Origin of the sequence: Novosphingobium sp., from assembly GCF_031424035.1 — a bacterium.
In the GTDB taxonomy this organism is placed as follows: Bacteria; Pseudomonadota; Alphaproteobacteria; order Sphingomonadales; family Sphingomonadaceae; genus Novosphingobium.
The window spans coordinates 12,339-39,288 of the sequence record NZ_JANPGP010000092.1; the positions used below are offsets into that span (position 1 = coordinate 12,339).

A 26,950-nucleotide genomic window follows, 5' to 3' on the forward strand; every position below is an offset into this window, starting at 1 on the left:
GCAAAGGCGCGGCCTCTTCGCCATAGGCGCGCTTCCAACGCTCGCCGGCCCCTGAATGGTCGTCGCCGAAGCAATGCCCGGGTAGCTCAGTTGGTAGAGCACATGACTGAAAATCATGGTGTCGGCGGTTCGACTCCGTCCCCGGGCACCATTGGGCCTTCCGCAGGGGTCCGCAAGCTTCCAGATTGGTCCATAAAACTAAGGTTTTTCATGAATTTAATGTCCGGATGGCTCCGCATGGGGTGGCTTGCATCCGGAAAATATGAGGGTATCTATGAGGGTATCGGCCAAATACCCTCAAACGAGATACCCTCATGGCACTCTCTGCAACTTCTGTAAGTCACGCAAAAGGCAAAGAAAAATCATACAAGCTTGCCGACACGGCAGGCCTCTATCTGTTGGTCAATCCACAGGGCCACCGATATTGGCGCTTCAATTATCGATTTGAAGGAAAATTCAAGACGTTGGCCTTCGGGGTGTTCCCCGATGTCAGCCTCGCTGATGCCCGTGAGAAGCGAGACGCTGCCAGGAAGGTTTTGGCTGCGGGTGAAGATCCGGTTGAGCGCCGCGAGAACGAGAAGCGCGAAGCCAAGCTGATAGCCGGCGAGACTTTCGAGAAGATTGCCGAAGAGTGGCTGGCCCGCTTGGAGCTTGAAGGCCGGTCTCTATCCACGATGAAGAAGATGAGGTGGATGATGGAGTTCGCCTATCCCACGCTCGCGAAGCGTCCAATCTCACAGATCACCGCCCCGGAGTTTCTTGAGGTTCTACGCAAGATCGAGGCTCGCGGTCGATATGAGACTGCGATCAGACTCCGCGGCATCTTCGGAACTCTCCTGCGCTACGCAATCGCTACCGGCCGCGCGCAGCGCGACGTCTCCTTCGATCTACGTGGTGCGCTGATTACCCCAAAAACGAATCACCGCCCCGCCCTGCTCGATCCGAAGGCAATTACCGGGCTGCTGAACGCGATGGCAGGCTATGAAGGGCAACCCACCGTTCGCCTTGCCTTAATGCTGGCACCACACCTGTTTGTGCGCCCAGGCGAGCTTCGAATGGCTGAATGGTCAGAATTTGATCTGAAAGATGCGGTTTGGACCATTCCGGTTCAGAAGACGAAAATGCGGCGCACTCACCGAGTGCCGCTTTCCAGGCAGACCCTGGTGTTGCTCCAGCAGCTCCGGCCTCTGAGCGGTGACACCAAGTTTCTATTCCCGAGCATCCGTTCGACCGAGAGATCAATCACGGACAACACGCTCAATGCGGCTTTACGCCGACTTGGGTACGATAAGACCGAAATGACGACGCACGGCTTTCGCGCGATGGCCAGCACGTTGTTGAACGAAATGGGCAAGTGGCACCCCGACGCAGTCGAGAGGCAGCTTGCACATATCGAAACCAACGAGGTCAGAAGAGCATATGCGCGAGGCGAGCATTGGGACGAGCGGGTCAAGATGATGCAGAATTGGTCGGACTATCTTGACCACCTTCAGGCAGGCGCGAAGTCGAAAGGAAGAAAGTTTGGTCGCCTCTAAATATCAAAAAGCGGAAGCATAAGATCGGTAGCGGAGGAGGGAATTTTAATGGACGATTAAGCTGTTGAAATACATTAGCATTTCTTCATCAAAACTTATAAATACCCCCAGCGATAACCCCCACCAAAATCGTGGCGATAGAGCGCCCGATTTCTGGGGTGAATGCCGTCGAACTGTGCCGCACCGCTTATTGTCACGGCCGCATATCGGGGTGGCTGCAGACGCGGACATGGCTTACCTAGTGTCGTCTCAAAATCTGTCATTCGCTCGCCACCAGACAGCTTCCGAACGCAACCAGTGAAAGCCGGTTGCGGATGCATTTTCTAGGGCAGGGTCCAGCCAACGTTGACCGGTTTCCATCCTGTGCTCATGCTGCCTGCAATCGGTGCCCGATAAAGCCCGCACGATTTTGTCGGCAACCCAAATGTCACGACAAAGCCGCTCAGCCACCCGCCGAGCGCGGCCACCTTGCATCGCACCCGATGCCAAATCGGCATTGCATAGGAAAATGTGCAACCTGTCCGCGCCGGGGAGCATTGCCTAGGCCAAAACTCCACCCGGGCATTCATGACCAGCACGAAACGGTAAGACGACTGCGATGACTGAGGCGCTCCAATTGACCACCAGCAGCCGGGTGGCCTCGCTCGAGGCGCTCGACACCCGGCTGCGCTGGCTTGCGGCCTGGACCATCCACAACGCCAACCACCTGCGCGACAGCCGGGACGGGCTCAAGGTCGGCGGGCACCAGGCTTCGTGCGCTTCGATCTCGACGATCATGGCGGCGCTCTATTTCCATGCGCTCGGTCCGAATGACAAGGTTGCGGTCAAGCCACATGCCGGACCGGTACTCCATGCAATCCACTACCTGTTGGGCAATCAAACGCTCGATCAACTCCGGCGCTTTCGCGGACTCGGCGGCGCACAGAGCTATCCGTCGCGCACCAAGGACCAGATTCCGGTCGATTTTTCGACCGGCTCGGTTGGGCTGGGCGTGGCCGTCACCTTGTTTGCGAGTCTGGTCCAGGATTACCTGATTGCGCACGGTAATCTCGCCGAGGCTGATTCCGGGCGGATGATCGCGCTGATGGGCGATGCCGAACTCGACGAAGGCAATATCTATGAAGCGCTGATCGAGGGTTACAAGCACGATGTCCGCAATTGCTGGTGGGTCGTCGACTACAACCGTCAGTCGCTCGACGCGACCACCGCGGACCGGATGTTCCGCCGGTTCGACGACATCTTCGAAACTTGTGGCTGGCGGGTGCTAACGCTCAAGTATGGCAAGCGTCAGCTCGAAGCCTTTGGCAAGCCCGGCGGCAAAGCGCTGCAGGACTGGATCGACACCTGCCCCAATGCGGACTTCGCCGCGCTGACCTATCAGGGCGGTTCGGCCTGGCGCGCGCGGCTGATGCACGACATCGGCGCGAAGGCATCGGCGGCCAAACTGATCCAGAACTACGACGACGACGCTCTCGCCACACTGATGACCAACCTTGGCGGGCACTGCATCGAGACGCTGCTTGAAGCGTTCGACGCCGCTCAAGACGAGCGGCCGACGATGTTCATTGCCTATACCATCAAGGGCTTCGGGCTGCCCTTTGCGGGCCACAAGGACAATCACGCCGGATTGATGAACCCGACCCAGATAGAGGGTTTGCGCGCAGAGCTCGGCATCGCGCCGGGCGACGAGTGGGAGCCGTACGGCGGCCTCGGCGGCAACGCCGCGCAAGCGCTGCGGGATTTCGTCGCGACGTCGCCGCTCGCGGGCAAGGGCGGCGAGCCGGAATTCGAAGCCGTACCCGTACCAGCGCAATTGCCGGTGCCGGAAGGATTGGAGCAGTCCACGCAGGCCGCGTTCGGCAAGATCCTGTTCGAACTATCGAAATCCGGGCATCCGTTAGCCGACCGGATCGTCACCACCTCGCCCGACGTCACTGTTTCGACCAACCTCGGCGCATTCGTCAACCAGCGCGGACTGTTCCGCCGCCAGGAACTCAAGGACGTTTTTCACGCGGCGCGCATCCCGTCGGCGCAGAAGTGGTCGGGCCACGGTGCGGGCCAGCACATCGAACTGGGGATCGCCGAGAACAACCTGTTCCTGATGCTCGCCGCATTGGGACTGTCGGCGCCGGTGTTCGGCACCCGGCTCATGCCGATCGGCACAGTTTACGATCCGTTCATCGCGCGCGGGCTCGATGCGCTCAATTATGGGTGCTACCAAGATGCGAGGTTCCTTCTGGTCGCGACCCCGGCTGGACTGACGCTCGGGCCCGAAGGCGGGGCACACCAGTCGATCAATTCGCCGCTAATCGGGATTGGGCAGCCCGGCCTGACGTACTTCGAGCCCGCTTATGCCGACGAGCTGGCATTGATGATGCGTTGGGCGTTCGCGCACATGCAGGCGCCCGATGGTGGTTCGGTCTATCTCAGGTTGACTACCCGCTCGATCGATCAAGTCGAACGCACCGATGACGGCTGGAAGGCCGACGCGCTCAAAGGAGGTTACTGGCTGAAGCCCCCTGCCCTTGGCACCGAAGCTGCGATTGCCTTCACCGGGGCCATCGCGCCCGAAGTGCTGCAAGGATATGCGGACCTGCTCGACGACATTCCCGGCCTTGGCCTGTTGAATGTGACCTCGCCTGACTTGCTGCATCGCGGCTGGTCGGCAGCGCGCGCTGCGCGGGGGAACGGCCAGCCGGCCGCGCCAAGTCATGTCGAGATCTTGCTGAGCGCGCTGTCGCCGCATGCGGGTCTCGTCACTGCAATCGATGGCGCGCCCTCCACCTTATCGTGGCTCGGCGCTGTCCGGGGCATGCGCACCAGCCCGCTAGGGATCGACCGGTTCGGCCAGACCGGCGACCTTCCTGACCTGTACCGAACCTACCGGCTCGACGCCGAAGCAATCGTCGATGCCGCCGCCGAACTTTTCCTGGGAGCCCGCTGATGCCAATGGAACCGCGCCTGATCGCCACCGAGGAAGCTTTCGCACCGATCGAGTACATAGCGGAATATCTCAAATTGTCTGAACGGATCGACACGGCTGCGTCGCGCTATCTGGCGATCTATTACCGCAAGCAGGAAATGGTGCACCAGCTGACCGAGCTCGACTTCCGGATCGACGAGATGGACCGCTTCGGAGTCGATATGCACCTGCTCGGAATCACCGGCCCGGGCGTGCAGGCGTTCGAAGCGAAACTGGGAACCGAGCTCGCTGTCATCGCCAACGATACTCTGGCCGCCGCGATCGGGCGCCATCCCACGCGCTTCGCTGGGCTGGCGGCGGTTGCACCGCAAGATCCGCACGCGGCCGCGCGTGAGATCGACCGGGCGATCAACACGCTGAAGTTGAATGGCATAATCATCAACTCGCACACCCACGGCGAATATCTTGACGATCCCAAGTTCTGGCCGATCTTTGAGGCGGCAGTCGCCAACGACGCGCCGATCTACCTTCATCCGACATTCCCGGCGGACTCGATGATTGGACCCTACTCACATTACGGGATGATGGGTGCGCTGTGGGGCTTTGGGGCGGACACCTCGCTGCACGCCGTCAGGATGATCATGGGCGGAGTTTTCGATGCTTTCCCCACGCTCAAGATCGTACTCGGCCACATGGGCGAAGCATTGCCATTCTGGCTTGGCAGGCTGGACAACCGCTATCACAACATCCTCCGCCGCGGTGGACTCGAGCCGCTCGGGATGAAGCAGCTCCAGCGGTTGCCGAGCGAGTATTTCGCGACCAATTTCTGGATGACCACCAGCGGAATGATGACCGATCCGCCGCTACAGTTCTGCCTCGACATGTTCGGCCCCGAACGCGTGATGTTCGCGGTCGATTATCCCTATGAACAGACCGCCGAGGCGGTGGCATTCATGCGTAACGCGCCGCTCGATGCAGCGACGATGCGGCTTGTCACCCACGCCAATGCCGAAGCGCTGTTCAGGATATCCCCGGTCTAGGCGCCCAGGTCAGAATGGATAGTGGCCCGGCAGCTGTGACAGGGTCGTCAAGCGTAGTTCGGTGAAATCCTCGATCGCGTAGTGTCCTGAGCGGCCCCAGCCGCTGTCCTTGACCCCACCCACCGGCAGCGACGCCTCGCTCGCCATCGTTGGCGCATTGATGTGGACGATGCCGGTGTCGAACCGCCGCGCCATGTCGAGGCCCCTGGCATGATCGCGGGTCATGATCGAAGCGCTGAGCCCATAAGGCGTCGCTTGCGCTTCGGCGAGCGCCGCTTCCGGGTCGTCGAACGCCTGGATCACCAGGAGCGGCCCGAACGTCTCGTCGCACCCGGTGGTGCAGATAGCGTCTGCCGGCACTTCGGTGAGGATCGTCGGCTGAAAGATCATTCCTTCCGACTCGCCCCCGAGCACGACCCTGGCGCCTTTGTTCACGGCATCGGCAACCCGCTCCTCGGTCTGGCGCAGCGCTTTTTCGTTGATCAGCGGCCCGATGATGACACCGGGATCGGCCGGGTCGCCCGTCTTCAGCGTCCCGACCCGCGCTGCCAGCTTGTCCACGAATTCGTCATGGATCGAGCGCTCCACGTAAACCTTGCGGGTGTTCATGCAGACCTGACCCTGGTGCAGGAATGCACCAAACGTGGTCGCCTTGACCGCGTCCTCGAGGTCGGCGTCGGCCATCACAATCATCGGATTGAATCCGCCGAGCTCCATCACCATCCGCTTGAGCGCCGCCCCTGCCCGTGCGCCAAGGATGCGTGCGGTCTTGTCCGAGCCGGTGAAGTTGATGCAGCGCACTGCCGGATGCTCGAAGAACACGTCGGCGACCGCCGCTGCTTCGCCCGGCGCATGGGTGACGACATTGAACGAGCCTTTGGGAAAGCCCGCTTCCTCGAGGATTTCAGCGTGGATCAGCCCGGCCGACATCGGCGCTTCTTCCGATGGCTTGATCACGGTAGTGTTGCCGAACGCCATGGGCAGAAGAAAGGTTCGCCAGGCCAGATAGAATGCGCCGTTCCACGGCGTGAACCCGGCGACCACACCAAGCGGCTTGCGCGCGACCATGGCTATCCGGCCCGGCACGTCGCTGTGCATTAGGTCACCGTATGGCAGGTAGCCCCAGCTCGCCGCCTGCCGCAACATCGCCGCCGAGAGTCGGATTTGAAACGCTGAAAAGACGCGGGTTGAACCGGCTTCTGCCGCCATGATCGGAACGATGTCCTCGGCCCGCCGCTCGGTGATGTCGGCCGCTCTGAGAAACAGCCGCTGGCGCTCGCCCGGGGGCATTGCCGCCCAGGCTGGGAAGGCCGCTGCCGCCGCATCGACTGCCCGCTGGCTCTCCGCCCGCCCGCCAGCGGCGATGTCCGCGACCAAGGTGCCGTTGAGCGGGTTGCGATCCGGGAACGTCGAACCGCCCGGCGCGGCCCATTCGCCGTCGATGTAGTGCGTGGTGCGACCGATCTTGGGGATGGAGCAGGCAGGATCGGGCATCATTCACTCCGGCTTGGTATCGTGCGTTGCGCAGTGTTCTGGCTAAACATGGCTTGGGCACCCTATGCGATCCATGCAAGGCGGATCGCAAGATACCCGCAGTGCCGCCGTGATACCGAAAGGATGGGCATGGGCCCCGCACTCGTACTCCCTCGATTGGTCTTCGGAATTGGCGTGCTGGCGCGGCTGAGCGACGAACTTGCCCTGCTCGGGGTCGAGCGACCATTGCTGATCGCCGATCGCGGACTGGCGGCCGCGGGCATTGTCGCGCAAGCCCGAGCAGCGGCGGACCCATTCGCCGCTGAATTTCTCGATGTCCCGGAGAACCCGACCGCCGCAGGAGCCGACGCTGCGGCACGAGTCTATCGCGAGGCTGCCTGCGACGGAATCATTGCGCTGGGCGGCGGATCGGTGATCGACACGGCCAAGATCGTCGCCGCATTGGTGGTCAGGGGGGGTGCGGCCGCTGCGCTGATTGGCCGCCCCGAATGTATCGCACGGGTGGCGCCACTGATCGCCATTCCAACGACGATCGGAACCGGTAGTGAGAGTTCACCCGTCGCCGCGCTGCACATCGAGGACGGCGAAGCTGCGATCGGCACGCGCGGGCCGCTGCTCGTCCCTCGCGTGGCACTGTGCGACCCAGCGCTTGCGCGCACGCTCCCGCGCCGCCTAATCGCCGCCACCGGGATCGACGCGCTGGCGCATTGCGTCGAAGGTTTTTTTGCCGAGCCTGCCCATCCGGTGATCGACGCATTGGCGCTCGACGGCGCGGCGCGGGTGAGCGCCGACATCCACGCAGCGCTTGAGCCAGAGGGCGACGCGGCGCGTGCCTCGTTGATGGCAGCGGCTTTTGCAGGCGGGGCGGCGATCCACAAGGGTCTAGGGCCCGCCCATGCCGTTGCGCTGGTTTGCGGAGATCAGGACATTCACCATGGAACGCTGATTGGCATTGCGCTGCCAACCACCGCCACTCTGCTGGCGCGGGCCAGGCCGGCCAAGGCAGCACGGCTTCGCACGGCGATGGGCCTGCCGGAGGGTTCCGACATCGGTCGCGCCATGACCAGTCTGGTCGCCTCGCTCGGCCTGCCGACGACGCTATGCGGCGCGGGCTACAGGTTGAATGAGCCCGACGACGCTGCAGCAGCCATGGCGGCCAGCCCGTTCAATCGCACCAGTCCATATGCCCCCACTTGCGACGAATACCGCGCGATTATCTCCGCTATTATCGGCTCTTAGTGCGCCGCGCTGAACTCGCCGACGCGGGTCCCGCCAAACTGGCGAAAGCATAGCCAGGCCAGCACTACGGACGCCACGGCTCCAATCGCAAGCAGGAGCGCGGGAGCCCAGGCCAGCTGGCTCACCGGAATATTCTGCTCGATCAGTACGCCCCCGACCAGCGGAGCGGCGAGGGCACCAACCCGCCCGGCCGCCTGGGTCCAGCCCGTTCCAAGGGATCGGACCGACGTCGGATAGAAGATCGGTAGCAGCGCGGTCAGCCCGAAATTGATCCCGGTAACACACAGCCCCGCCCCGGCGATCACCATGCCGTGCACCACCGGACCAAGTTCCGCATTGGACATTCCCGCGACGAGCGGCACCCCGATGATGAACATGACGACCAGCGGCACGACCCCAAGCCGGTCGATCGCGAAGATCAAGATGACGCCCGCACCCAGCCCGCCCAGCGCGAACAGCGAAGCTTGCCCTCCGGCTTGCGCAGTTGTCGCGCCAGCGGACTGCAGCAAGGTCGGCAGCCATGTCAGCGAAAAGAAGTTGGCCATCTGGTTTGCCGCCTGGCAAATCCACAGCAACGGGGTAGCAAGCGCCAGCGATCCGGCAAACATCTGGCCTGCCGATCCGCGTCGCTTGTCACGCGAGGCGATCGTCAGCCGGGTTTCGTCGCCGATCGCGAGATCAGGACGCAGCCGGCGAATAATCCGTCTGGCCTCGGCTTCACGCCCGCCGGTTTCGACGAGAAACTTGGGGCTTTCCGGGACCACCGCCCGCGCCGCGAGTGCAACCGCGAGCGGCAACAGCCCTCCGACCAGGAGGATTGCCTGCCACCCAAATGTAGGTATCAGCATACCCGCCACCAGCCCCGGGAGCGCGATGCCAAGCGGCATTCCCAGGGTTACGAATACCACCATCCGCCCGCGCAGCCGCTTGGGCGCCAGTTCGGCAATCAGCGCGGCCACATTTGGGATAACCCCACCGAGCCCGATGCCGGTCAGAAAGCGCAAAACGATCAGGTGGGACACATTCTCCGCAGCCATCGTTGCCAACGTGGCAAGACCGATTCCGCACAGCCCCAGCACTATAACCCGGCGGCGGCCCAACCGGTCGCCGAGCAGGCCCAGCAATGGGCCGCCGATCATCATGCCGATGATCCCCGCCGAGAAGGCCGAGACGAAAGCCGGCGGCTGGAGCTGCCAGTCCTTGACCAGCTCGGGCACGATGTAGCCCATCGCTGCCAGATCGAACCCGTCGCAGAGCAACACGAGCAGCGCGACCCCGATGAGCGGCGCGCTTCGCCAGCCAAGCTCCTGCCCGTCGATTGCTGCATCGAGGTCGAGCGTGCCCGCAGATGAGTGCGCGTTACTGGCCATTATTGCCGCGCTGCTCGGCGGCGCGCATTGCGGAATCGAGAAGTTCATTGAACTCGTTCGAGACGTTTTGAGGGAAATGATGGGGCGATCGAACCACGGCGAAGCGGCCGCCGCCCAGCGCGGCGGCGCGCGCACCAACCGCATCGAATGCCTCATTCCAGCCGCCCGAGACGACCAGCAGCGGAATGCCCGCCGCTTTCACCACTGCCAGCTGGGCCAGAATTTCGGCCTTGGTGGGGAGGGTCAGGCGCGCCAGCCCCTCGCCCATCTTGCGATACTCTTCCTTCGAAGTCCCACCGCGAATGCTGTCGGGGATACCCACCAGATTGGCAAAGCGCTTGATCCGGGTCTCGCGCGAAAAGGAAAACAGCATGATCGCGATCATCCTGGCAAGAAATTTGCGCACCGCCGGGATGTCGGACCCTGCCTTCTGCAGCGCCGGTTCGATCAGGGTCAGGCTGCGGACGGCTTCAGGACTCCGGGCTGCGGCAGCCAATGCGACCGCACCCCCAAAGCTGTGACCGACCAGGTGTCCGCGCTCACCCAGCAATTCCGTAACCCACACCGCATCTTCGGCGGCGTTGTCGCCGCGATCGGGTGCGGGGCTGAGGCCATGTCCGGGCCGGTCTGGGGTAATGATTGTCCAGCCGCGCTCGGCGAGGCTTGCCTGGTTGGCGAAGTGCTTTTCGCCGCCCACCGAGCTACCCTGCGCGCTGCCGTGGACCAGCACCACGCGCGGACCTTCGCCATGTTCGACGAGATGGATCGGCGTGCCGGCAACGGAGCGCACCTGGGCGGCGGTTTCGGCCATGTTCCTAATTCGCCAGTGGTTTCGTCGGCGCTACGAATGGCGTCATCTTTTTCGCGATGCGACTGCGCCATTCCGGATAGGGCACGAAACCTTCCTGACTTTGCGCGATGTCGTGGGTCAGCTCGTAAAGTTCCGCGTCGGTCTTGCTTAAATCGAGGGGGATCAGGAACGGCTGAGGAAAATACCATTCCGTATCCATGAAAAACTCGAGATTGTTGCCCTCGGGATCGTGACAGTAGATGCTCCATGCGATCCCGTGGTTAGCGGGAAAGATGTTGCTCGCGCCGCCCTCTTGCAGCCGGGTATGCATGTCGCGGATGTCGGCCAGATCGCCCATCAAGAACGAGATCTGGTTGATGCTCGGCCCGAACTGCGGGTGGCGGGTATTGGCCGGCATTTCGTCCGGGCGACCGCTCGCGAGCACGATCTGGTGATGGTCGTTGGGATCGCGCGAAAGGAAAATCAGGTCCATCCCCTCGGCAAAACCGCGATCGGTCACCGTAAAGCCGAGCACACCGGTGTAGAACGCCTCCATCGGTACGACATCCTTGCAACTCAGCCCCATGTGGCTGAACTTCAGATTTGGTGCGGTTCGTGCCGTGCTGGCCATGATCAGTTCCTTCCGTTTATGCGCATGAGCATCCATCTTGATAAATCATGCGGTTAGTGGGCTATTGCCCTGCTCCAATTTGTCGGCAGCACGCCGCTTCGGCGATACTGCGCGATAAAGCGAAAACGTGCAGCCTGATCGTTCGATCGCGGTCCGATCGTCTGGCCGAGCTGCTGAATCGTACCGCCAGCACCGTACCTCGGCCACACCGGCAAACCGGGTCCATTGGGATCGCCGTGCGCGGCGAAGTTTACCCAGTATGACATGATCTGGTCCGAAAAAGCGCGGTCACCCGGTGCCGCCAGGGTCCGGCTGTTCAAAATGAACTGCGGCGTAAGCGTGCCGAAGACAAACGATACGTCGGTAATATGCGCAGCAACCGGTGTGTAAGGCGAGGTATAGGTGAACTTGTAGCCAAACACCGGCTGGTCCGTGCGCCGCTGCAATTCGAGCCACTGCCAGGTCTGTTCGCCGATCACGAGGTCGCCGGTAAGGGCCTTGGCCGAAGCATTCGCCTGCTCGTCGGTTGCTGCGGGATAGAGCTTGAGGAACGCGGCCATCCGGTGTTTACCGAATAGGGCCTGCGCGGCGTTGCGGAACTCGTCCGCATTGCGGTGCGGCAGTCCCAGCGCATCGAACGGATAACCTTCGTCTTCTACCCAACCGGCGATCAAGGGCACACGCATCTGTGTGCCTCGCACAAAGCGTGCAGCCGGCACTCGCGGCACGACGTAACCGTCGATGCTGGGCGAAAACGCGCTCTCGGCGGGATTGGTAGAGAAGTCCCACAGCGCGGCCGCATTGACCTGCTCGGCGGGCAGTTCGCGAAGGGCAGCGATCGAACCGCCGGAAAGCCGCTGGACAAAGGCATCGCCGCGAGCGTGCGCACTGGCGCGACTCTCAAGCGGCCCGTTCGGCCCGTCCCAGAACGCCCCGCTTTGCCCGATCGCCTTGTGAAACAATCCCTTCGACAGAGGCGAAGCCATCAGGATGCCGACTGCGTGGGCACCGGCGGACTCACCGAACAGAGTGACATTGCTTGGGTCGCCACCGAACTGCGCGATATTGTCCCTGACCCACCGCAACCCCGCCAGTTGGTCCTGCAAACCGTAGTTGCCCGAAGGCCCCTCACGGTCGAGAGCGGGATGCGCGAGGAAGCCGAGCACGCCGACCCGATAGTTGAGCGTGACGATCACAACGCCTTTGCGAGCGAGCTGCGTGCCCTCGAACTGCGGACTGGCGGTGGTGCCGAACTGAAATCCGCCGCCGTGCAGCCACACCATCACCGGGCGGCGCTCGCCCGCTGTCGTCGCTCCAGTCCAGATGTTAAGCGTCAGGCAATCTTCGCTGCGGCGCAACCCCGGTGCGCGATCACCACGCCAGGCTGTGAGGCATGCCGCACCGTAGGCGGAGGCGTCGCGGACACCGTCCCATTTCGCGGGAGGCAGCGGCGCGTGCCACCGCAAGGCTCCGAGCGGCGGGGCCGCATACGGAATCCCCTTGAATGCAAGGATGCCAACTGCGCTTAGCGGCGCGGCACGAACCACGCCGCTTCGGACCCTCACCTCGGAGTCTAGGTCGGCTGCCAGTGCCGGTCCCGGCTGGAGTAACGGCACAGCAGTGGCTGCAATCATCAATCGACGTTTCAGCTTGGGAAGTGCCACTTGAAATTCCGTACAGAAGAGTGCCGATCCGCATGCGCGGCCAGAGTTGCAATGTTCGTCCAGTCGTATGCGAGCCGGGTCGACAGCTCAGAACTTGATACTGGCCCGGACCCCGTAAGTCCGCGGCGGGGTGGTTCCGTTGATGAAGAAGCCAGCAGTCGGGTGGGTCGAACTGTAAATCGGAATGCGATTGTTCTCGATGTTGCGCACGAAGCCGGCAATCGACCAGCCGCCGTCCGCCGGACCGAACTGAATCTGAGCGTTGGTCGTCCAGTTCGCGCTAAGCTGCTGTTGCGGCAGGTAGGCGAACCCGATCGGACGGGCTCCCTTGTATTGGGTATCGACGTTGGCAACGAACTCGAAGTCGCCCACTGGGATAGTCTGCTGGGCCGCCAGATTGACCGTCCACTTCGGCGAGTTGTACGAAGTGAACCCGGCGCAATCGACCAGATAAGGCGAAGCGTTCGCCGCCGTATAGGTCACATTGCAACCGGTTAGCGGCGGTGTGCCCGGTCCGGCGAGGTACGAGAATGCCTTCTGCTTGGCATCGAGATACTGGACATTGGCGCTGAGCAGCGTTGTCGGAGTGACGAGGAAACGACCTTCGACCTCAAACCCCTGAATCCGCGACTTGCCGACGTTCTGGGTGTAGTTGGCGGTCCGCCCGTTCAGGTCGAGACCCACGTGGTTGATCTGCTGATCGGTGTAATCCCACAGAAAGGCTTCGAGGTTGAGCTGGACGCGGTTGTCGAGGAACCGGTTTTTCATGCCGACCGTGTAGGCCGTGATGTACTCGGGATTGTAGGTTTCGAACCCGATCGCCGCGGCGAAGCCTCCCGAACGATAGCCGGTCTCGATGCTTGCATAGAGCATGGACTGCGCGGCGAGGTCGAATTCCACTGCCCCGCGATATGTCATCCGGCTGTTCGACTGGGTCCGGTTGAAGGTCGTGTCGGTGCGGATGATCAAGTAGTTCGGCGGCCCGGGCGAAGTGAACACCGGGATCGGCGCGCCGCCGGCCGCGGGGAATGGAAACGCAAACTGCGTGGTCTGGTCGAACAGCGGGATGAACGGTGCGGTCGGGCAAGCAGGGGCACCGACCACGGGGGGGATCCGTGCAAGGCAGTTGATGACCGCGCCGATCCCGGCGAATTTGAACGACTTGTTGTCCTTGGTGTAGCGCAGTCCGCCGACCAAGCGCAGGCGGTCGCTCAGATTGGCGACGATCCGGCCGAAACCTGCGTAGCTCTTCGTGCCAAGCCTTTGGCTGAAAGCGTTGCCGGTATTTCCGATGGTGATCGAGGTGTTGTTGTCGATCCGCTCGTCGAAGAAATAGGCGCCAAGGGTGTAATCGAAGATGCCGATGCGCTCGCCCGCGAACCTCGCTTCGAGGCTGTATTGCTCGTCCGATTCTTTGTTCTTGAAGATGAATGCCGCCGCGTCGGAAACATAGTCCTGATCGGTGAAACGCCACGCCGGGATGACCGTCAGCGTGCCCGCGCCAGTCTTAAGCGTGATTTCCGCATGCGCGCCATAGAGCGAGGTATTCGCCGACGCATAAGGCGCCAGCGAATCGAGCTTGCGCCCTGTCGGAGCAAAAGTCACCGACTGGCGATAAGTCTGTGATAAGGGTGAATAGACCCCCTCGCCCTCGGGCAGCCCGGCCGGAATGAAATTGTAGTAGTTGGTGCCGGGCACCGGCGTGGCCGAAAGCGGCACGAGCGGGTTGTAGGCGTAACGTCCGTAGTAGCTCACTCCGCTTCCGGCGCCGCCGTTGTGCGCATAGTCGCCCGAAACCCGAACCGTCAGGTCGGGGGTTAGCTCCGCTTTCATTTGCACCCGGACGCCGGCAGACTCTTCGTCGGACGTTCCATCGCGCAGATAGCCGTCATGGTTGGCGGTATATGCCGAGACGCGCAGCGCGCCGTTTTCACCCATCGGCAGGTTGAGCGCGCCTTCGGCATTGATGGTGTCATAGCTGCCGTAGGTCGCCGAGAGTCGGCCCGACATCTCGCCCAGGCGGGGTTGAACCGGCAGAACGTTGATCGCGCCGCCGGTGGCGTTACGGCCATAGAGGATGCCCTGCGGCCCCTTGAGAATCTCGATGCGCTCGAGATCGTAAAACATGCCAGAAGTCGAGGTCGGCCGGCCGATGTAAACGCCGTCGTAGTTGAAGGCGACTGCCGGGTCGCTGGTCGACACAACCGTGAAATTGCCGACGCCGCGAAGGAAAATGAGGTTGCCTGTGCTGGTCGGTTCGATCGAGAGCGCCGGGGCCAGCTCATTCAGGCGGCTTGCTTCGGTGACACCCGCCTTGGCGAGCGCCGCGCCGTCGATAACCGACAGAGGAATCGCAGCCTTTTGCGAACTTTCCTGGCGACGTTGCGCGGTGACAATGATTTCGCCAAGACCGGTTTCAGCCTCGGCATTACCAGTCGCGGGAGCTTCCTGGGCAAAGGCTGGTGCGGCAGTGAGAGCGGCGGCGGCGGTGGTCGCCAACAAGGCATAAAGGCGCATGGAATTCTCCCCTCGGTAATGCGGCGTCGTTTAGCGCGCGCGTGTTTGACTGTGGATTAGACCCGCGGCCTGCCAGCGCCCCGATGGTTTTGCGGCAACGGCGATGCGAAACCTTTATCGCTGGTTTGCAAGCGTGGACCGCGAGGCAGCTTCAATCTCCATCATCCGGACGAAGGCTGATTGCTCGGCAAGCCGCTCATGCAGGCTGTCGAGAAGCGGAAACGGCGTGCTGTCGAAACCGGCGTTTCGAGCCACGCCGAACGCCCAATTGAGATATACGTCGACAATTGACCATTCCCCCAGCCACCAGCCGCAATTGGCCAAGCGGATCTCGGCTTGCTTGAACGACTTGTTGGCCAGTTCGTTCGACTTCTCGCGCACTGGCGCGCCATCGCCGTTTGTCAGGCGCCCGGGATTGGCGAGGCCGCGGACAATAGGGTGAAGTGTACCGCCGCAAAATGACATTCCACCGATCGCTTCCGCCCGCATCCGGGGATCGCTGCGCGCAGGGAATAGGCCCGCATCGGGGCGCAATTCCGAGACGTAAGTCAAAATCGCAGCGTTCTCGCTCAGGCCGTCGCCGTCGATTAGCAGCAGCGGAACCTTGCCTAAGGGATTGACCGCAAGATAACCGGGCGTGGTCTGTTCGCCTACGGCAAGGTTGACCAGCTCAAGCCGGTATTCGAGCCCGGCCAGCTCAAGCGCGCAGACCGCGACCTGCGAGCAGGCGCCGGGAAAATGATACAGCACGAGTTCGGGTTGCGACATTGACGGATCCTGTTCGTCCGAGAGGTCCCGCTGGTTAGGCAGGCCGACCGCCATTGAAGAGCCTGCGCTTCCCGTCTATCGATACCTTCAAGGCATCGGAACAACCGGTCTGCCGGAGAACTTGCAGTGAAACTCAGCCAACTTCGCGATGTGCTCGCGGTTTCAGAAACGGGAAGTTTGCGCGCGGCTGGGAGATACCTCGGTATTGCTCAACCAGCCATCACGCGCTCAATTCGCGAAATCGAGCAGGAACTTGGCGCGACGCTGTTCGAACGTCATGCCAAGGGCGTGCGCATGACCGAGATCGGCACGGCTTTTGTCGCGCGGGCACACGCGGTTCAGGCCGAGATCCTTCGCGCCAAAGACGAAGTGAACCAACTCAAAGGTCGGTTGTGCGGCAAAGTCAGTCTGGCACTGTCGACTGCGTCGAGCATGGTCCTGTTGCCGAAAGCCCTGGGCGAATTTCGCAAGCGGTATCCGGAAGCGACGCTGAGCATTTCGGAAACCTTCTTTTCGCCGATCGAACGCGAGTTGCTCGACGGTCGCACCGATCTCTACGTAGGTCCATTCGAAGCGGGTAGCACCGCGAATACCTTCATCGTCGAAAAGCTGTTCGACAACCAGCGACGGGTCGTCGGACGGCGCGGCCATCCGCTGGCGCACGCCAGAACCTTCGCCGAGCTGGCGGATGCCCAATGGCTGCGACCTGCCACCGCCGAACGCAGCACCGAAGGCGATTTCGACGAATCATTGGCGCAATTTGGCTTGCAGAATCCAAACATCGTACTGCAGTCGCGCTCGGCATTGATCACAATGCTGACTCTTGCAAGCACTGACCTGCTGACCGTAGTCCCGCAGCAATGGATCGACAGCCCGATCACCAGCACGATGATCGAGGCTTTCGACCTGCCGCCATTTCACGCAGCGCCGATCTGCATTCTCCGTCGTCCGGATATGCCGTTGACCCCGATGGCCGAATATTTGTGCGACATGATGCGCCGCGTCGGAGGGCACTATGCCCAACGGCTCGACGCAGCGCTGGTTTAGGCCCCCTGATCGATTTTTGTCGTCACGTGCCCGGTCACCGTTTGTAGGACGCCAGCGGTCGGCCAACGCGATCCGCGCCACGCGACGTGCTGGTCTGGGCGGATCAGCACCAGCGGCTGTTCGTAGAGGTCGATCAATCCGGCATCGTGCAGTTCGACAACTTTGAGCGGTGTGTCGCTGGCCGAAGCTTCCTCAAGCGCTTGCGCAATGTCCTGGGAGTGCTCCGCATCCAGCACGAGCAGCGTAAAACCCTGTCCGAACAGATCATAGAGCGACACTTCGCCAAGCCAGCGGTGGGGAGCAAGGCAGCCAGGAATGGCGGCGGGGCGATAATCGCGCGAGCGCTCCCATCCCTCGCCAGTTCTGTCGTCGACCACAACCGGCGAATTCCGGTAGCAATAGCCGAGAACCACTCCGAGCGCATAGAATTCGGCTGCCTTCTCGCGTTCGATAATTTCAGCGATTTCTGCGCGAACCGCATCCCCCGCCGGTCCATCGCTCTCGATCCCGTCGCGCACCAGTTCGTTGGGCAAGATCGAATGATTGGCCTCGGCTTCGTCGAGGACATATTCGTGCGCCGGGCGGCGCTCGGCTTCGTAGCTGTCGAGCAACACCGGTCCACCCCAACCTTGCTCGACCGCCGCGATTTTCCACCCGATATCGACGCCGTCGGCGACGCCCATGTTCATTCCGAATCCTCCGAACGGTGGATGGAGATGGCATGAATCGCCGATCAAAAATGCGCGGCCCGCGCGATAGCGATCTGCCAGCAGGCGACTTGCGACCCATTCGTCCGAACTCAGAATTTCGTAGGGCAGATCGATCCCGGTCGCCAAGCGGATTGCCGCGACCGCTTCCGCATCGGTGAAAGTCACCCCCTTGGCCAATCCGATCGGCATGAAGTACCACAGATCGCCCTGGTCCATTGGTCCCATCAGGCTCGGAAGTTCGGCATTGATCTGCCAGTACATGGCTGCCGGTCCCTGCTCGTGAGCATCCGCCAGTCCGGGTGCGCGGAATATGATGTTATAATTGCGCGACAGGCCATAGGCACCGATCATCTTCGCACCGATGTCATCGCGCACTTTGCTGCGCGCCCCGTCCGCGCCGACCAGATAACCGGCCCGCAGGGTTCGATCTTCACCCGAGGCAGAATCCCGGTAGTGGACCGTCACACCGTCGTCGCTCTGATCGAACCCGATATATTCGGATCCATAGCGAAATTCGATTGCGGGGAGCGTAACGGCATGGTCACGCAAAACCTGCTCAAGCTTGTACTGTGGAATCCATTGGCTGTGCTCGGAATAGTGCTCGTTGCGTTCCGGCGAACACTGAAGCGCGTGTTCGAAGCGCTTGATCAGCTTGCCGCCGAGCCGGGTCACGAAGGTCACGTGGCTTGGATAGTCGACCCCGAACGGCGAAGCGGCAGCGAGTTTATCGGCAATCCCCCAGCGGCGCAGGTGCTCGCGAGTGCGGGTGTGAGTAGTCTTTGCGCGTGGGGCATGGCCGCCGCGTTCGGTCCGGTCCAACACAACGCAGGACACGCCGCGCATACCCAGCTCGATCGCTGCGGCGAGGCCCGCTGGACCCGCGCCGACAATCGCCACCGCAGGCGGTTCACTCACTTCAGCCATATTGCTTTCCGATTCCTCTCCGGTGCGTTTGCTTTTAGCCGGGGGCATGAGCCACGCAGGATGCGAAGTCCCCCGTGCCGATACCGCGAGCGTATCGGTATTTAATGGGCGTCAGGCCTTAGTCGGTGGGCGGATCACGCCGATCAGCAGCGCCAACGCCGCGAGCAGCGGGGCCGCCATGATCGCGCGATGGCGGTGCGGTCGAAGCGCGGTAGTTACCGCACGGCGCATTCCAACGCGAAGCCGAGTTGCTGGAGCTGGAATGCCGGACCGACCCGGTGAAAGTCGATGCAGTGGCCCGCGCCGGGCACCAGCCGCGCATCGACCCACGGCGAGACGGTGAGCGCCGAGGCGAACGCGTCAACCTCGCCCTGATCGACGACCCACAGGCGGTCGAATTCGGCTTGGCGGTAGTGCACCGGCACTCCGATCCGTTCCAGAACTTCGAGCACTTCTTTGTGCCAAACTCCGGTGATCGCGAGCAGTTCGGCCTTGGGTGCGGTGGTGTTGGCGGCGTGACTGGCCGAAGGCATATCTGCATCAAAGCTGCCTTCAGGGCCGAACATGACCATGTCCTTGATTTCGTCAGGCATCGCCACCAGAGGGATGTCAGGCAGACTTGCCCAGCGCTCGTAATCTCCAGGATTGGAGGTCAGCCCGACCCCCGAGACGGCCAGACCGAGCAGCGGCCAATCGGGACCGGAAGCGGCCACCGTCGCGGCAATCGCCGCACCGATCGAATGGCCGATCAGCACCACGCCTGAGTGGCCCTTCCCCTTTGCGGCCCAGACTTCGCCAAGTTCTTCGTGCAAAAAGGCCGCTTGCCCGACAATATCCATTGCCTCGGCCGCGAGCATCGGGGTGGCATCATATCCGGGACGGTCTATCGCAACGACTGCTATCCCGTTGGCCCTGCCACTCTCAAGCATCGAGCGACCGGGCAAATCAAAATAGCCCGAGGTGTAAGTGCCGCCGTGGATTGCGATGACCAATGGGCCGCCATTGCCGACCACTTCGTTGCACCGACCCCACAGCCTGGTTGTCAATTGCGTCAAAGCCCGTTCTCCCGAGTGTCGCTTGTCGGCACGATCATGGTTTCGGTGCAGTCCGAGAGCAAGATGCAGTCCGACTTCGGGCGATACCTGCGGCGGTTCTGTGACCGCATTCAACAATCGGGTATCGCACTGCGCCGGTTCCTATCTGGTCGGCACCGGCCTGCGCACTAAGTGCGGTCCACGCAACACAAGAGGAGAGGACATGCCCATGTGGATACGCTCGGCATTCTGGTTAGGCAGCCCGCAAGTAATCCATGCAGAGGCCTTCGACCGCGCCATCAACACCGAACTGGTCCCGGCTCTTGGCGGGTTGCCGGGAGTAAGTGGTGCCAGGGCTATGTGGCCCCGGCGCCTCGAAGACAGCCCGCCCTCGATCTATTGCCAGGTCATCGTCGAGTTCGCCGACTTCGCCGCCCTCGAGACCATGCTTGCCTCGCCGGAACGCGCGGCCTTGCGCGCAAGGGTGCGTGAGATCGCCGCGATGTTCGACGGCACGATCAGTCACATCGATTTCGAGGTCGGTGCGGGATAGCCATCGGCTTGGACCATCGCGGTTAGTCAGCCTGAAATGCACTTATCGGAGCACAGCGCCGGGCCACTCCAGCAGGGCCGACCGCAGTGCCGGTAAGCTCCGCGTGGCCTTCGCATAACGTGTGACATGGGAATATACGATGTAATCGAAGTCGAGATCGTCCAACCGGATTAGCTGTATACCCCAGAACAGGTCCGCCAGTGTCGGCCACTCGCCAAGCAGCCAGCTTGTCGTGGATTGCACCAGAGCACGCTCAAGCCGGTCGAGTGCGGCCCGCACCTTGTGGCTCGCTGCTTCCATCGACTCTGGGGAAAACAGCTCGATGGTTGCCGATAGCTCCTTCGCCCGCTTGGCCGTATACGCCGCGACTAGCGCGGGTTCATCGCCGCACTCCGCGAGGTGGCGATCGCACCACCCAATCTTTCGTTGCGAAAACGCGGCGCGCGAAGCCGGGGTCGATGGCGCTTCCCCGATTTTGCGACCCATCAGCAGCGGGTAGTTCGGTAGCTCATCGACGATTGTCAGTTCGGCGTCGATTTCGGACGTTATGTCAGCTGGCCGCAATCGTTCGGCGTCGGGCATTAGCGCATCGAGCATCAGGCAAATCCGCTTCGAGTCGACGATGACCTCACCGGCTTCCAGATCAACCAGCGTCGGGACAACCACTCCGTCGCACCCGTCGCTCGCCGAAGTGCTGCCGTGGTGTCGCGAAACCAGCGCGCCGCCAAAACTGGCACAGCCGATCATCCTGAGCCGTACATATTCGGGCAGATAAGTTTGCCCGGCGAACAGATTCACCGAGTGGCTGAGATATGGAATCCGGTGGTGCGCCAGTACCGCGCGGACCTTCTGTGAGCAGATCGAATTGGGCGCATGGAACAATGCGAACCGGGGCGTAGCTTCGCCACCAATGCGCAGAGCAGCCTGTCCAAGCGCCTGGCCAGCCTCAGCAACCATCGCGTCGAGAGAATCGTTCATGACAAGCGAAACGGCAGTTCGACGAAGCCGTAGAGCCCTGCGTTGACGCCCATCACCGGCTCGCCGGCCGAAAGTCTAACGCCGGCTTCGACGAGCGCTTCGATCAGCACCTCCATCTCAATCCGCGCGAGGTGCATGCCTGCACACATATGCGGACCAGTGCCCCAGGCAAGGTGATCGCGGGCGTCGCGGGTGACATCGAACCGGTCGGGCTCGGGATAGCGTCGTTCGTCACGATTGGCGCAGCCGTAAAGCAGCATCACGCGTTCGCCCTGCGGGACGATGCTGTCACCCACGGCATAATCGTCGGCAGCCACGCGCGAGAACCAGCGCAGCACCGAGCTGTGTCGCACACCTTCAAGCACCGCTGCTGGAATGAGCTCGGGCCGTTCGCACAACAGGGCCCATTGCGCCGGGTCTGTTGCGAGATTGCCAAGCAGGTGTCCGCTCGCCAGGATCGTGGTGTCGAGGCTGGGAATGACATAGGCGCTTATCGCCGCGATCGCCTCTTGCTGCGACAATTTGCCGCTGTGAGCAGCGGCAAAGAGCGCCGCCGCCCAGCTACCGTTCGCGACGGTTTCCGCGTCGAGCGACCCCATATACACGAAGGCTTCCTGCATCTTGGCGACATCTTCGCCGGCTTGCCTCGGCCCGATGATGTTGAACGCGGCTGCGGCCCATTCGAGCATGCGGTCGCGCCCGGCCTCGGGCAAGCCAACCAGGTGCGATACGGCCTCGACAGGAAGGAACGCGGCAAGCTTCTGCATCGCATCAAACCAGCCCCGCCCGGTCAGCGCGGCGATGCGGACCTTCATCATCGCCTTCAGATCCGCGCGCGCCGCCTTGAGTGTGGCAGGCGACAATGGCCGCGTGACGGTAGCGCGCATCCGGCGATGGAGCGCGCCGTCGGTCTGAATGACATTCATCCCCTTCGATGCATTGAAGGTCTCGCTGAGTCCTACCCCTTCGCCGCTGATCAGCACATCCGACGCCCGCAGCGCGGCCTGGACCTCGCCAAACCGGCCGATCGCATAGACCCCAGTATGTGGCAGCCTGACCACCGCCCCGGCATCGCGTAACCGGCAATAGGCGGGATAAGGGTCTTTGAGGCTGGCATCGGCAAACAGGTCCAGGTCGAGAATCGGCGCAGGCTGGCTCATTTAAGGTAACCCTGCCCCGCGTCGACCCGCGCCTTGAGTTGGGCGAGCTTGGCGGCGTCATAATAGTATCCTGCCCGAACGACCCCGGCGATGGCATGCAGTGCGGTGACATCCTTCGTGGGATCGCGGTCAAGCAGCACCATATCGGCGTTGGTACCAACCCCGATGTGACCCATGCTGGCTGCGCGACCGAGAAAATCGGCTGCATCGCTGGTCGTCATCTGCAGGATGCGCAGCGGCGCAAGGCCGGCAAGACCTAGCTCGTCGAACTCTTGATGGAGCGCAAAACCGGGAACTTCCCAGCCCGATCCGCTGGCGTCGCTGCCGGCCAGCATCTTGGCACCCTGCTCGTCGAGCAGTTTGACCAGGCGCAGGCTGAATGCATATCCTTGGCGCATCGTTTGCCGATCGGCGGCCGGATATTCCTTGACGAACTGGGCGGTGACTTCGCGCCATTTCGCCAACTTGGCCGGAACCACGTAGCGCAAGTTCGGATTGCTGGCGAAGGTCGGATCGTCGGCGGTGTAGATGGTCTTGAGGCGGATCAGCGTGGGCACCTGCCACGTGCCCGCCGCATTGATCCGGTCGATCGCGGTGCGGCAGCGCGCCTCGTCAAAGGTTGCCAGCGCGCGGCGCATCGGCACCACATCGCCGGCCTCGCGGTCGGCAGCGGCGGGGTTGATTATGCGCTTTTCCAGTGCCCACCCGGCGAGCTTCTCGACAATATGGGATTTAAACGCAGGCATTGTTGGAAATTTCGTGTGGACGCGCACGTCAGCAAGGATGCGTTCGCCGTCCGACGAACACGCGATCAGAAGGCCATTGGCCGGCCCCAGATGCTCAATCGCATGCATACCGCGCTCGGCAGCCTCGACCACATCGACGCCCGCGGGCACGTGACCCACGACAGGAATGCCGATGCGCTTGCCTTCGTCTATGGCCGCAAACAACGCCGGGCCACTGACAAAGGCCGCCTTGATGAAATCCGCACCGGCCCGCTTTTCATCCCGCATGGTTTCCTGCGCTTGTTCGGGTTTGGACGCGTTGAGCGGAGTGAGCAGCGCGCCGGGGGCAATCAAAAGCGCGGGTGCTTCCAGACCGATCGGCAGGCGCGATTCGCGCCTTTCGCGCAGCAGCCGGTCGGAAGCGGACATTTGCCGGAAGCCGGTGATGCCGTTGGCGAGCATCAGGGCGAGGTCGCCGCTTGGGTCTTCGGCGTTTAAGGGATGGGCGTGCATGTCGTTGTAGCCGGGCACGAGGAATTTCCCGTCCGCTGCAACCCGCTGAACTGAAGTATCGCCAGGCGCGAGATCGCCATGCCCGATGGCAAGGATTCGCCCTTTGTCCATCAGCACCGAAGCATGCGCGGTCTCGGCACCGTTGCGCGGATCGACAATCGTGACACCGGTCAGCATCAGCTTTCCGGCGGCGGCAAGGTGCACCACCGGCTGCTCTACATCACGTGTCACATAGGCAAGCGCGAGATAGCCAACGCCAAGGGTTGCTGCCGTACCGATCACGCTTTTCTTGATCCAACCCACGTTGCGACTCCCTCACCAGTACCTTGGGATCGGCGTTACCGCGCTCCTCGGATCAAGACCAGAAAAATATATATTGTCTAATAAAGTCTAAACTGCCAAAGCCTCCAACCTATAAAGCCTAGTTGGTTTGACGGGATTTTGCACAGGAGGTTATGATGAAGCTGGCACGTTTTGCAGGTGAAAATGGTGCGCGGCTTGGAGTGGTCACTGGTGGCAATATCGTTCCGCTCGATTCCCTCGCTGCAACTTATCCGACCATGATGTCGATTGTTGCAGGCGGAGACGCGGCACTTGCCAGCGTACGTGCGGTGGCCGACGCAGGCGAAGCAGCGATTGCGCTCGATAGCGTGACGCTGCTCGCGCCAATCGAGCGACCGGGCAAATACCTCGCTATCGGCATGAATTACGCAAAACACGCAGCGGAGGCCGCTACGCTCGGCATCGCAACACCAATGCATCAGCTCTGGTTCAACAAGCAGACCACGTGTCTTGCCGGTCCCCATGACGATATCGATCCCGGCGTTACCGAACAGCTCGATTACGAGGTCGAACTGGCCGTCGTCATGGGCAAGCTCGCCAAGGGAGTCAGCGAGGCGGATGCGAAGAACCACGTCTTCGGCTACACCGTCGCAAACGATGTCTCGGCGCGCGACTGGCAAATGCACACGCCAACCTTTACGATGGGCAAATCGTTCGACACTCACGGACCGATCGGACCGTGGATCGTGACAGCAGACGAAATCGGCGATCCGCACGATTTGCGGCTGACCTGCCATGTGAACGGTGAGGTTCGCCAGGACAGCACTACCAGTCAACTTGTCGCCAATGTCTGGCAGCAGATAGCTTACCTCTCGACCGCCTTCACGCTCGAGCCGGGCGATCTCATCGCTACCGGCACCCCGGAGGGCGTCGGCATTGCTATGCAACCGCAGGTTTTCCTTCAAGCTGGCGACGTTGTCCGCTGTGAGGTGGAGAGGATCGGTGTCATTGAAAACAAGGTCGGCTCAGCCGCAGCCCGGACCGAGCCAGGCTAGAACCGGCTCTCGAATTGGGTACTGGCAGAGCATTGCGACAGTGGTCAACAAGGATGAACTCAGGACAATGGTGGCGCTTTTCGACCCTGCAACACAAGAACGCGCGGCACGAGGTCAGGCGAGCTTGGCATATGAGACCATCCGCGGTGACATTCTTTCGGGCCGTCACACCCCAGGCAAGAAGCTCAAGATCCAGGAACTCGCAGCTGAACTCAAAGTAAGTCCCGGCGCTGTCCGCGAAGCCCTGTCGCGCATGGTTCCCGAACAATTGGTTCAATCGTGGGATCAACGCGGGTTTTCTGTAGCGCCGCTTTCGATCGCCGATCTCCACGACCTTACCGATCTGCGCTGTGAGGTCGAGACGATCGCCTTGCGCAGATCACTTGCGCGCGGTGATCTCGATTGGGAGGGGAATGTCTTGGCCGCCGCACACCGCTTGCGCGCTACGCCGCTGCCAATCCCGGGGGAACTGTCGGCCCTCAGTGCGAACTGGGTCACCGCGCATTGCGCCTTCCACCGCGCCCTTGTTGCCGCCTGTGGTAGCCAGCGGTTGTTGGCCTTGCACGAGCAGCTTTTCGAGCAATCGGAGCGTTATCGCGGTCTGTCGATCCGAATGGAAAGCAAGCGTGATATTATCGCCGAACATCAAACGATCGTCGAACTTGCCCTTGCACGGGATGCTGATGGATTGGTGGATGCGATGTCCGCGCATTTGCGGGCAACGACCCAGCTAATTGTTGATGGCGCACGATCGAAAGCGTGAGACCGGAAGCAGTTCGAACATCCTCCTCGGTATCAGGTTAACTTGTGATCCGGAAGCAGACGACACGTCGCCACATGCAGCCCGGTTCACCGCTGATCGACCGCAATTTCGCGGCCAAGGACAGTCATCTTCAGCGCGCGCTAGTTGTTGGCTGTTTGCAATGGATCCTTACCCAGACGCGCTTGCCGGGTTCAATGACGCCCATATCAGCGCGTTCGAGGTGCGAGGGAGCCCTGCTGGTCGCTGCGACCGGGACTTCGTTTGGTGGCAGGCCCGAAGCTTCCATCAGTTCGGCCCCTCCGATCATATTCTGGCCAAATTGACCTCGTCCACAAAGGCTGTCGCTGCCCAGCACCATTGCGACACCGGCATCCGCCATCAGTTTTTTGTTCCCGTATGAAACTCGGTGACGTCTAATTTTGGGGACAGTCCCGACCTAACACCCGTCACTTCAGTGTGTGAGTGGCGTTCGCTCAGTCACCTGCGGACCGCCCCCCCGCTTCGCGCCAAAAATCGCTCATCACTTTGTTAAACGGCGCGCCGGCCCATTGCGGGAAATGATGCTGAGACGGCACGATCAGGAAGTTTCCACCGCCTGCCGCTGCCGTTGCCTTGACCGTGGCGATGAAGCAGGCGCTGGCATCGCCTGAGATGGCGAGGAGCGGTATGTTGCATTTTTTCAGGATAGCTAGCTGATCCAGCATCCATTGTTTGGAAGGCAGTTTTGCCCGCCGCAGGCTGTTGCCGAGACTCGTCAGGTCAGCTTCGTCCCGGCCGAACACTTCCGGAATACCTAGCAGTTTCATCACCTTGTGCGCGCGATTCGCGGGCGAAAACGGCAGCAACATCGCTGCGGCCATACCAAAAAGGGTCTTGCGCACGGCGGGGGCACCCGTTGCGATCTTGAGCAGGGCGGGTTCGATGAGCGTCATCGAGAGTACGGCCTCTGGACGTATCGCCGACGCCGCGAGCGCGACTAGTCCGCCAAACGAATGGCCGACCAGATGAGCGCCCTCACCGAGCAATTCGGCAACCAACGCTCCGTCGGCTTCGGCATCGTCGGGGCGACCCGGATCGGAACTTTTGCCGTGGCCAGGGCGATCCGGGACGATCAGTTGCCAGCCTTCGCCGCCAAGCGCTTCCTGCGCATGGAAATTCGCGTGGCCCGCCGAACTCGTGCCTTGTGCCCCGCCGTGAACCATTACGACGCGAGGGCCGGATTGGCCCCACTTGGT

The 26,950-nt window shown here is 61.9% G+C and carries 21 protein-coding genes and 1 tRNA gene; 9 read left to right on the forward strand and 13 right to left on the reverse strand.

All coding sequences use genetic code 11. The features are described from left to right. Nucleotides 1–75 precede the first annotated feature (75 nt). The 4 genes from RMO89_RS13355 to RMO89_RS13370 all read left to right on the forward strand — a co-directional run bounded on the left by RMO89_RS13355 (nt 76) and on the right by RMO89_RS13370 (nt 5,498). Nucleotides 76–151 (forward strand) — tRNA-Phe (locus RMO89_RS13355). Nucleotides 152–314: 163 nt separating this feature from the next. After that, complete coding sequence (locus RMO89_RS13360) at nt 315–1,535, forward strand: phage integrase central domain-containing protein (protein ID WP_310533679.1); 1,221 nt, start codon at nt 315–317, stop codon at nt 1,533–1,535. 598 nt (nt 1,536–2,133) lie between these two features. Beyond that, nucleotides 2,134–4,479, forward strand: coding sequence for a transketolase (locus tag RMO89_RS13365; protein WP_310533681.1), 2,346 nt, complete (start codon nt 2,134–2,136; stop codon nt 4,477–4,479). Further along, on the forward strand, nt 4,479–5,498 hold the full coding sequence (locus tag RMO89_RS13370) for an amidohydrolase family protein (protein WP_310533682.1): 1,020 nt from the start codon (nt 4,479–4,481) through the stop codon (nt 5,496–5,498). The genes RMO89_RS13365 and RMO89_RS13370 overlap by 1 nt, the downstream gene beginning before the upstream one ends. A 9-nt stretch (nt 5,499–5,507) precedes the next feature. Here RMO89_RS13370 and RMO89_RS13375 read toward each other — a convergent pair whose 3' ends face one another. Continuing rightward, the gene (locus tag RMO89_RS13375; RefSeq protein ID WP_310533683.1) at nt 5,508–6,992 is read right to left on the reverse strand and encodes an aldehyde dehydrogenase family protein; all 1,485 of its coding nucleotides are present in this window, start codon (nt 6,990–6,992) and stop codon (nt 5,508–5,510) included. A gap of 129 nt (nt 6,993–7,121) precedes the next feature. Here RMO89_RS13375 and RMO89_RS13380 point away from each other — a divergent pair, with 129 nt between their 5' ends. After that, a complete protein-coding gene (locus RMO89_RS13380; protein WP_310533684.1) occupies nt 7,122–8,231 on the forward strand; it encodes an iron-containing alcohol dehydrogenase in 1,110 nt (369 codons plus the stop codon). On the opposite strand, the gene RMO89_RS13385 is transcribed toward RMO89_RS13380, so the two are convergent. From RMO89_RS13385 to RMO89_RS13410, 6 genes are all read right to left on the reverse strand, one after another. Further along, nucleotides 8,228–9,601 (reverse strand): MFS transporter, encoded by a 1,374-nt coding sequence (locus tag RMO89_RS13385; protein ID WP_310533686.1) that lies wholly within the window; start codon nt 9,599–9,601, stop codon nt 8,228–8,230. The two genes, RMO89_RS13380 and RMO89_RS13385, sit on opposite strands and share 4 nt — an antisense overlap. Then, nucleotides 9,591–10,412, reverse strand: a complete 822-nt coding sequence (locus RMO89_RS13390; protein WP_310533688.1) for an alpha/beta fold hydrolase — start codon at nt 10,410–10,412, stop codon at nt 9,591–9,593. The genes RMO89_RS13385 and RMO89_RS13390 overlap by 11 nt, the downstream gene beginning before the upstream one ends. A gap of 4 nt (nt 10,413–10,416) precedes the next feature. Beyond that, a complete protein-coding gene (locus tag RMO89_RS13395) occupies nt 10,417–11,022 on the reverse strand; it encodes a VOC family protein (RefSeq protein ID WP_310533689.1) in 606 nt (201 codons plus the stop codon). Nucleotides 11,023–11,075: 53 nt separating this feature from the next. Then, nucleotides 11,076–12,686: a carboxylesterase family protein gene (locus RMO89_RS13400; RefSeq protein ID WP_310533690.1), complete on the reverse strand. Its 1,611-nt coding sequence runs from the start codon at nt 12,684–12,686 to the stop codon at nt 11,076–11,078. Nucleotides 12,687–12,773: 87 nt separating this feature from the next. Then, the gene (locus RMO89_RS13405) at nt 12,774–15,203 is read right to left on the reverse strand and encodes a TonB-dependent receptor (protein WP_310533691.1); all 2,430 of its coding nucleotides are present in this window, start codon (nt 15,201–15,203) and stop codon (nt 12,774–12,776) included. 114 nt (nt 15,204–15,317) lie between these two features. Then, nucleotides 15,318–15,971 carry a glutathione S-transferase family protein gene (locus RMO89_RS13410; RefSeq protein ID WP_310533692.1) on the reverse strand — a complete coding sequence of 218 codons (654 nt, stop codon included), beginning with the start codon at nt 15,969–15,971 and terminating at the stop codon, nt 15,318–15,320. 126 nt (nt 15,972–16,097) lie between these two features. Between RMO89_RS13410 and RMO89_RS13415 the strand changes: the two genes are divergently transcribed. Then, nucleotides 16,098–17,018 (forward strand): LysR substrate-binding domain-containing protein, encoded by a 921-nt coding sequence (locus RMO89_RS13415; protein ID WP_310533694.1) that lies wholly within the window; start codon nt 16,098–16,100, stop codon nt 17,016–17,018. Here the strand turns inward: RMO89_RS13415 and RMO89_RS13420 are convergent. After that, complete coding sequence (locus RMO89_RS13420; RefSeq protein WP_310533696.1) at nt 17,015–18,652, reverse strand: FAD-dependent monooxygenase; 1,638 nt, start codon at nt 18,650–18,652, stop codon at nt 17,015–17,017. The genes RMO89_RS13415 and RMO89_RS13420 overlap by 4 nt on opposite strands. A 215-nt stretch (nt 18,653–18,867) precedes the next feature. Beyond that, nucleotides 18,868–19,707, reverse strand: coding sequence for an alpha/beta hydrolase (locus tag RMO89_RS13425; protein ID WP_310533697.1), 840 nt, complete (start codon nt 19,705–19,707; stop codon nt 18,868–18,870). Between the two features lie 202 nt (nt 19,708–19,909). On the opposite strand from RMO89_RS13425, the gene RMO89_RS13430 reads away from it, so the two are divergent. Beyond that, complete coding sequence (locus tag RMO89_RS13430; RefSeq protein WP_310533699.1) at nt 19,910–20,239, forward strand: hypothetical protein; 330 nt, start codon at nt 19,910–19,912, stop codon at nt 20,237–20,239. A gap of 42 nt (nt 20,240–20,281) precedes the next feature. Here RMO89_RS13430 and RMO89_RS13435 read toward each other — a convergent pair whose 3' ends face one another. From RMO89_RS13435 to RMO89_RS13445, 3 genes are read right to left on the reverse strand one after another with little or no spacing between them, the layout of a single operon-like run. Further along, nucleotides 20,282–21,217 carry a glutathione S-transferase family protein gene (locus RMO89_RS13435; RefSeq protein WP_310533700.1) on the reverse strand — a complete coding sequence of 312 codons (936 nt, stop codon included), beginning with the start codon at nt 21,215–21,217 and terminating at the stop codon, nt 20,282–20,284. Further along, nucleotides 21,214–22,377 (reverse strand): cytochrome P450, encoded by a 1,164-nt coding sequence (locus RMO89_RS13440; RefSeq protein ID WP_310533701.1) that lies wholly within the window; start codon nt 22,375–22,377, stop codon nt 21,214–21,216. Before RMO89_RS13440 ends, RMO89_RS13435 begins: the two co-directional genes overlap by 4 nt. Further along, nucleotides 22,374–23,918 (reverse strand): amidohydrolase family protein, encoded by a 1,545-nt coding sequence (locus tag RMO89_RS13445; RefSeq protein WP_310533702.1) that lies wholly within the window; start codon nt 23,916–23,918, stop codon nt 22,374–22,376. The genes RMO89_RS13440 and RMO89_RS13445 overlap by 4 nt, the downstream gene beginning before the upstream one ends. A gap of 155 nt (nt 23,919–24,073) precedes the next feature. Between RMO89_RS13445 and RMO89_RS13450 the strand changes: the two genes are divergently transcribed. Further along, nucleotides 24,074–24,952: a fumarylacetoacetate hydrolase family protein gene (locus RMO89_RS13450; protein WP_310533703.1), complete on the forward strand. Its 879-nt coding sequence runs from the start codon at nt 24,074–24,076 to the stop codon at nt 24,950–24,952. Between the two features lie 67 nt (nt 24,953–25,019). Next, nucleotides 25,020–25,715, forward strand: a complete 696-nt coding sequence (locus RMO89_RS13455) for an FCD domain-containing protein (protein ID WP_310533704.1) — start codon at nt 25,020–25,022, stop codon at nt 25,713–25,715. Between the two features lie 473 nt (nt 25,716–26,188). On the opposite strand, the gene RMO89_RS13460 is transcribed toward RMO89_RS13455, so the two are convergent. Further along, on the reverse strand, nt 26,189–26,917 hold the full coding sequence (locus tag RMO89_RS13460) for an alpha/beta fold hydrolase (RefSeq protein ID WP_310533705.1): 729 nt from the start codon (nt 26,915–26,917) through the stop codon (nt 26,189–26,191). Nucleotides 26,918–26,950 lie beyond the last annotated feature (33 nt).

Bases quoted from the DNA above. Each gene is read 5' to 3' on its own strand.
- RMO89_RS13460 (WP_310533705.1), bottom strand. From the start codon at position 26,917: ATGGTTCACGGCGGGGCACAAGGCACGAGTTCGGCGGGCCACGCGAAT.
- RMO89_RS13410 (WP_310533692.1), bottom strand. From the start codon at position 15,971: ATGTCGCAACCCGAACTCGTGCTGTATCATTTTCCCGGCGCCTGCTCG.
- RMO89_RS13430 (WP_310533699.1), top strand. From the start codon at position 19,910: ATGCCCATGTGGATACGCTCGGCATTCTGGTTAGGCAGCCCGCAAGTA.
- RMO89_RS13375 (WP_310533683.1), bottom strand. From the start codon at position 6,992: ATGCCCGATCCTGCCTGCTCCATCCCCAAGATCGGTCGCACCACGCAC.
- RMO89_RS13450 (WP_310533703.1), top strand. From the start codon at position 24,074: ATGAAGCTGGCACGTTTTGCAGGTGAAAATGGTGCGCGGCTTGGAGTG.
- RMO89_RS13390 (WP_310533688.1), bottom strand. From the start codon at position 10,412: ATGGCCGAAACCGCCGCCCAGGTGCGCTCCGTTGCCGGCACGCCGATC.
- RMO89_RS13395 (WP_310533689.1), bottom strand. From the start codon at position 11,022: ATGGCCAGCACGGCACGAACCGCACCAAATCTGAAGTTCAGCCACATG.
- RMO89_RS13435 (WP_310533700.1), bottom strand. From the start codon at position 21,217: ATGAACGATTCTCTCGACGCGATGGTTGCTGAGGCTGGCCAGGCGCTT.
- RMO89_RS13440 (WP_310533701.1), bottom strand. From the start codon at position 22,377: ATGAGCCAGCCTGCGCCGATTCTCGACCTGGACCTGTTTGCCGATGCC.
- RMO89_RS13405 (WP_310533691.1), bottom strand. From the start codon at position 15,203: ATGCGCCTTTATGCCTTGTTGGCGACCACCGCCGCCGCCGCTCTCACT.
- RMO89_RS13365 (WP_310533681.1), top strand. From the start codon at position 2,134: ATGACTGAGGCGCTCCAATTGACCACCAGCAGCCGGGTGGCCTCGCTC.
- RMO89_RS13455 (WP_310533704.1), top strand. From the start codon at position 25,020: ATGGTGGCGCTTTTCGACCCTGCAACACAAGAACGCGCGGCACGAGGT.
- RMO89_RS13380 (WP_310533684.1), top strand. From the start codon at position 7,122: ATGGGCCCCGCACTCGTACTCCCTCGATTGGTCTTCGGAATTGGCGTG.
- RMO89_RS13385 (WP_310533686.1), bottom strand. From the start codon at position 9,601: ATGGCCAGTAACGCGCACTCATCTGCGGGCACGCTCGACCTCGATGCA.
- RMO89_RS13420 (WP_310533696.1), bottom strand. From the start codon at position 18,652: ATGGCTGAAGTGAGTGAACCGCCTGCGGTGGCGATTGTCGGCGCGGGT.
- RMO89_RS13370 (WP_310533682.1), top strand. From the start codon at position 4,479: ATGCCAATGGAACCGCGCCTGATCGCCACCGAGGAAGCTTTCGCACCG.
- RMO89_RS13360 (WP_310533679.1), top strand. From the start codon at position 315: ATGGCACTCTCTGCAACTTCTGTAAGTCACGCAAAAGGCAAAGAAAAA.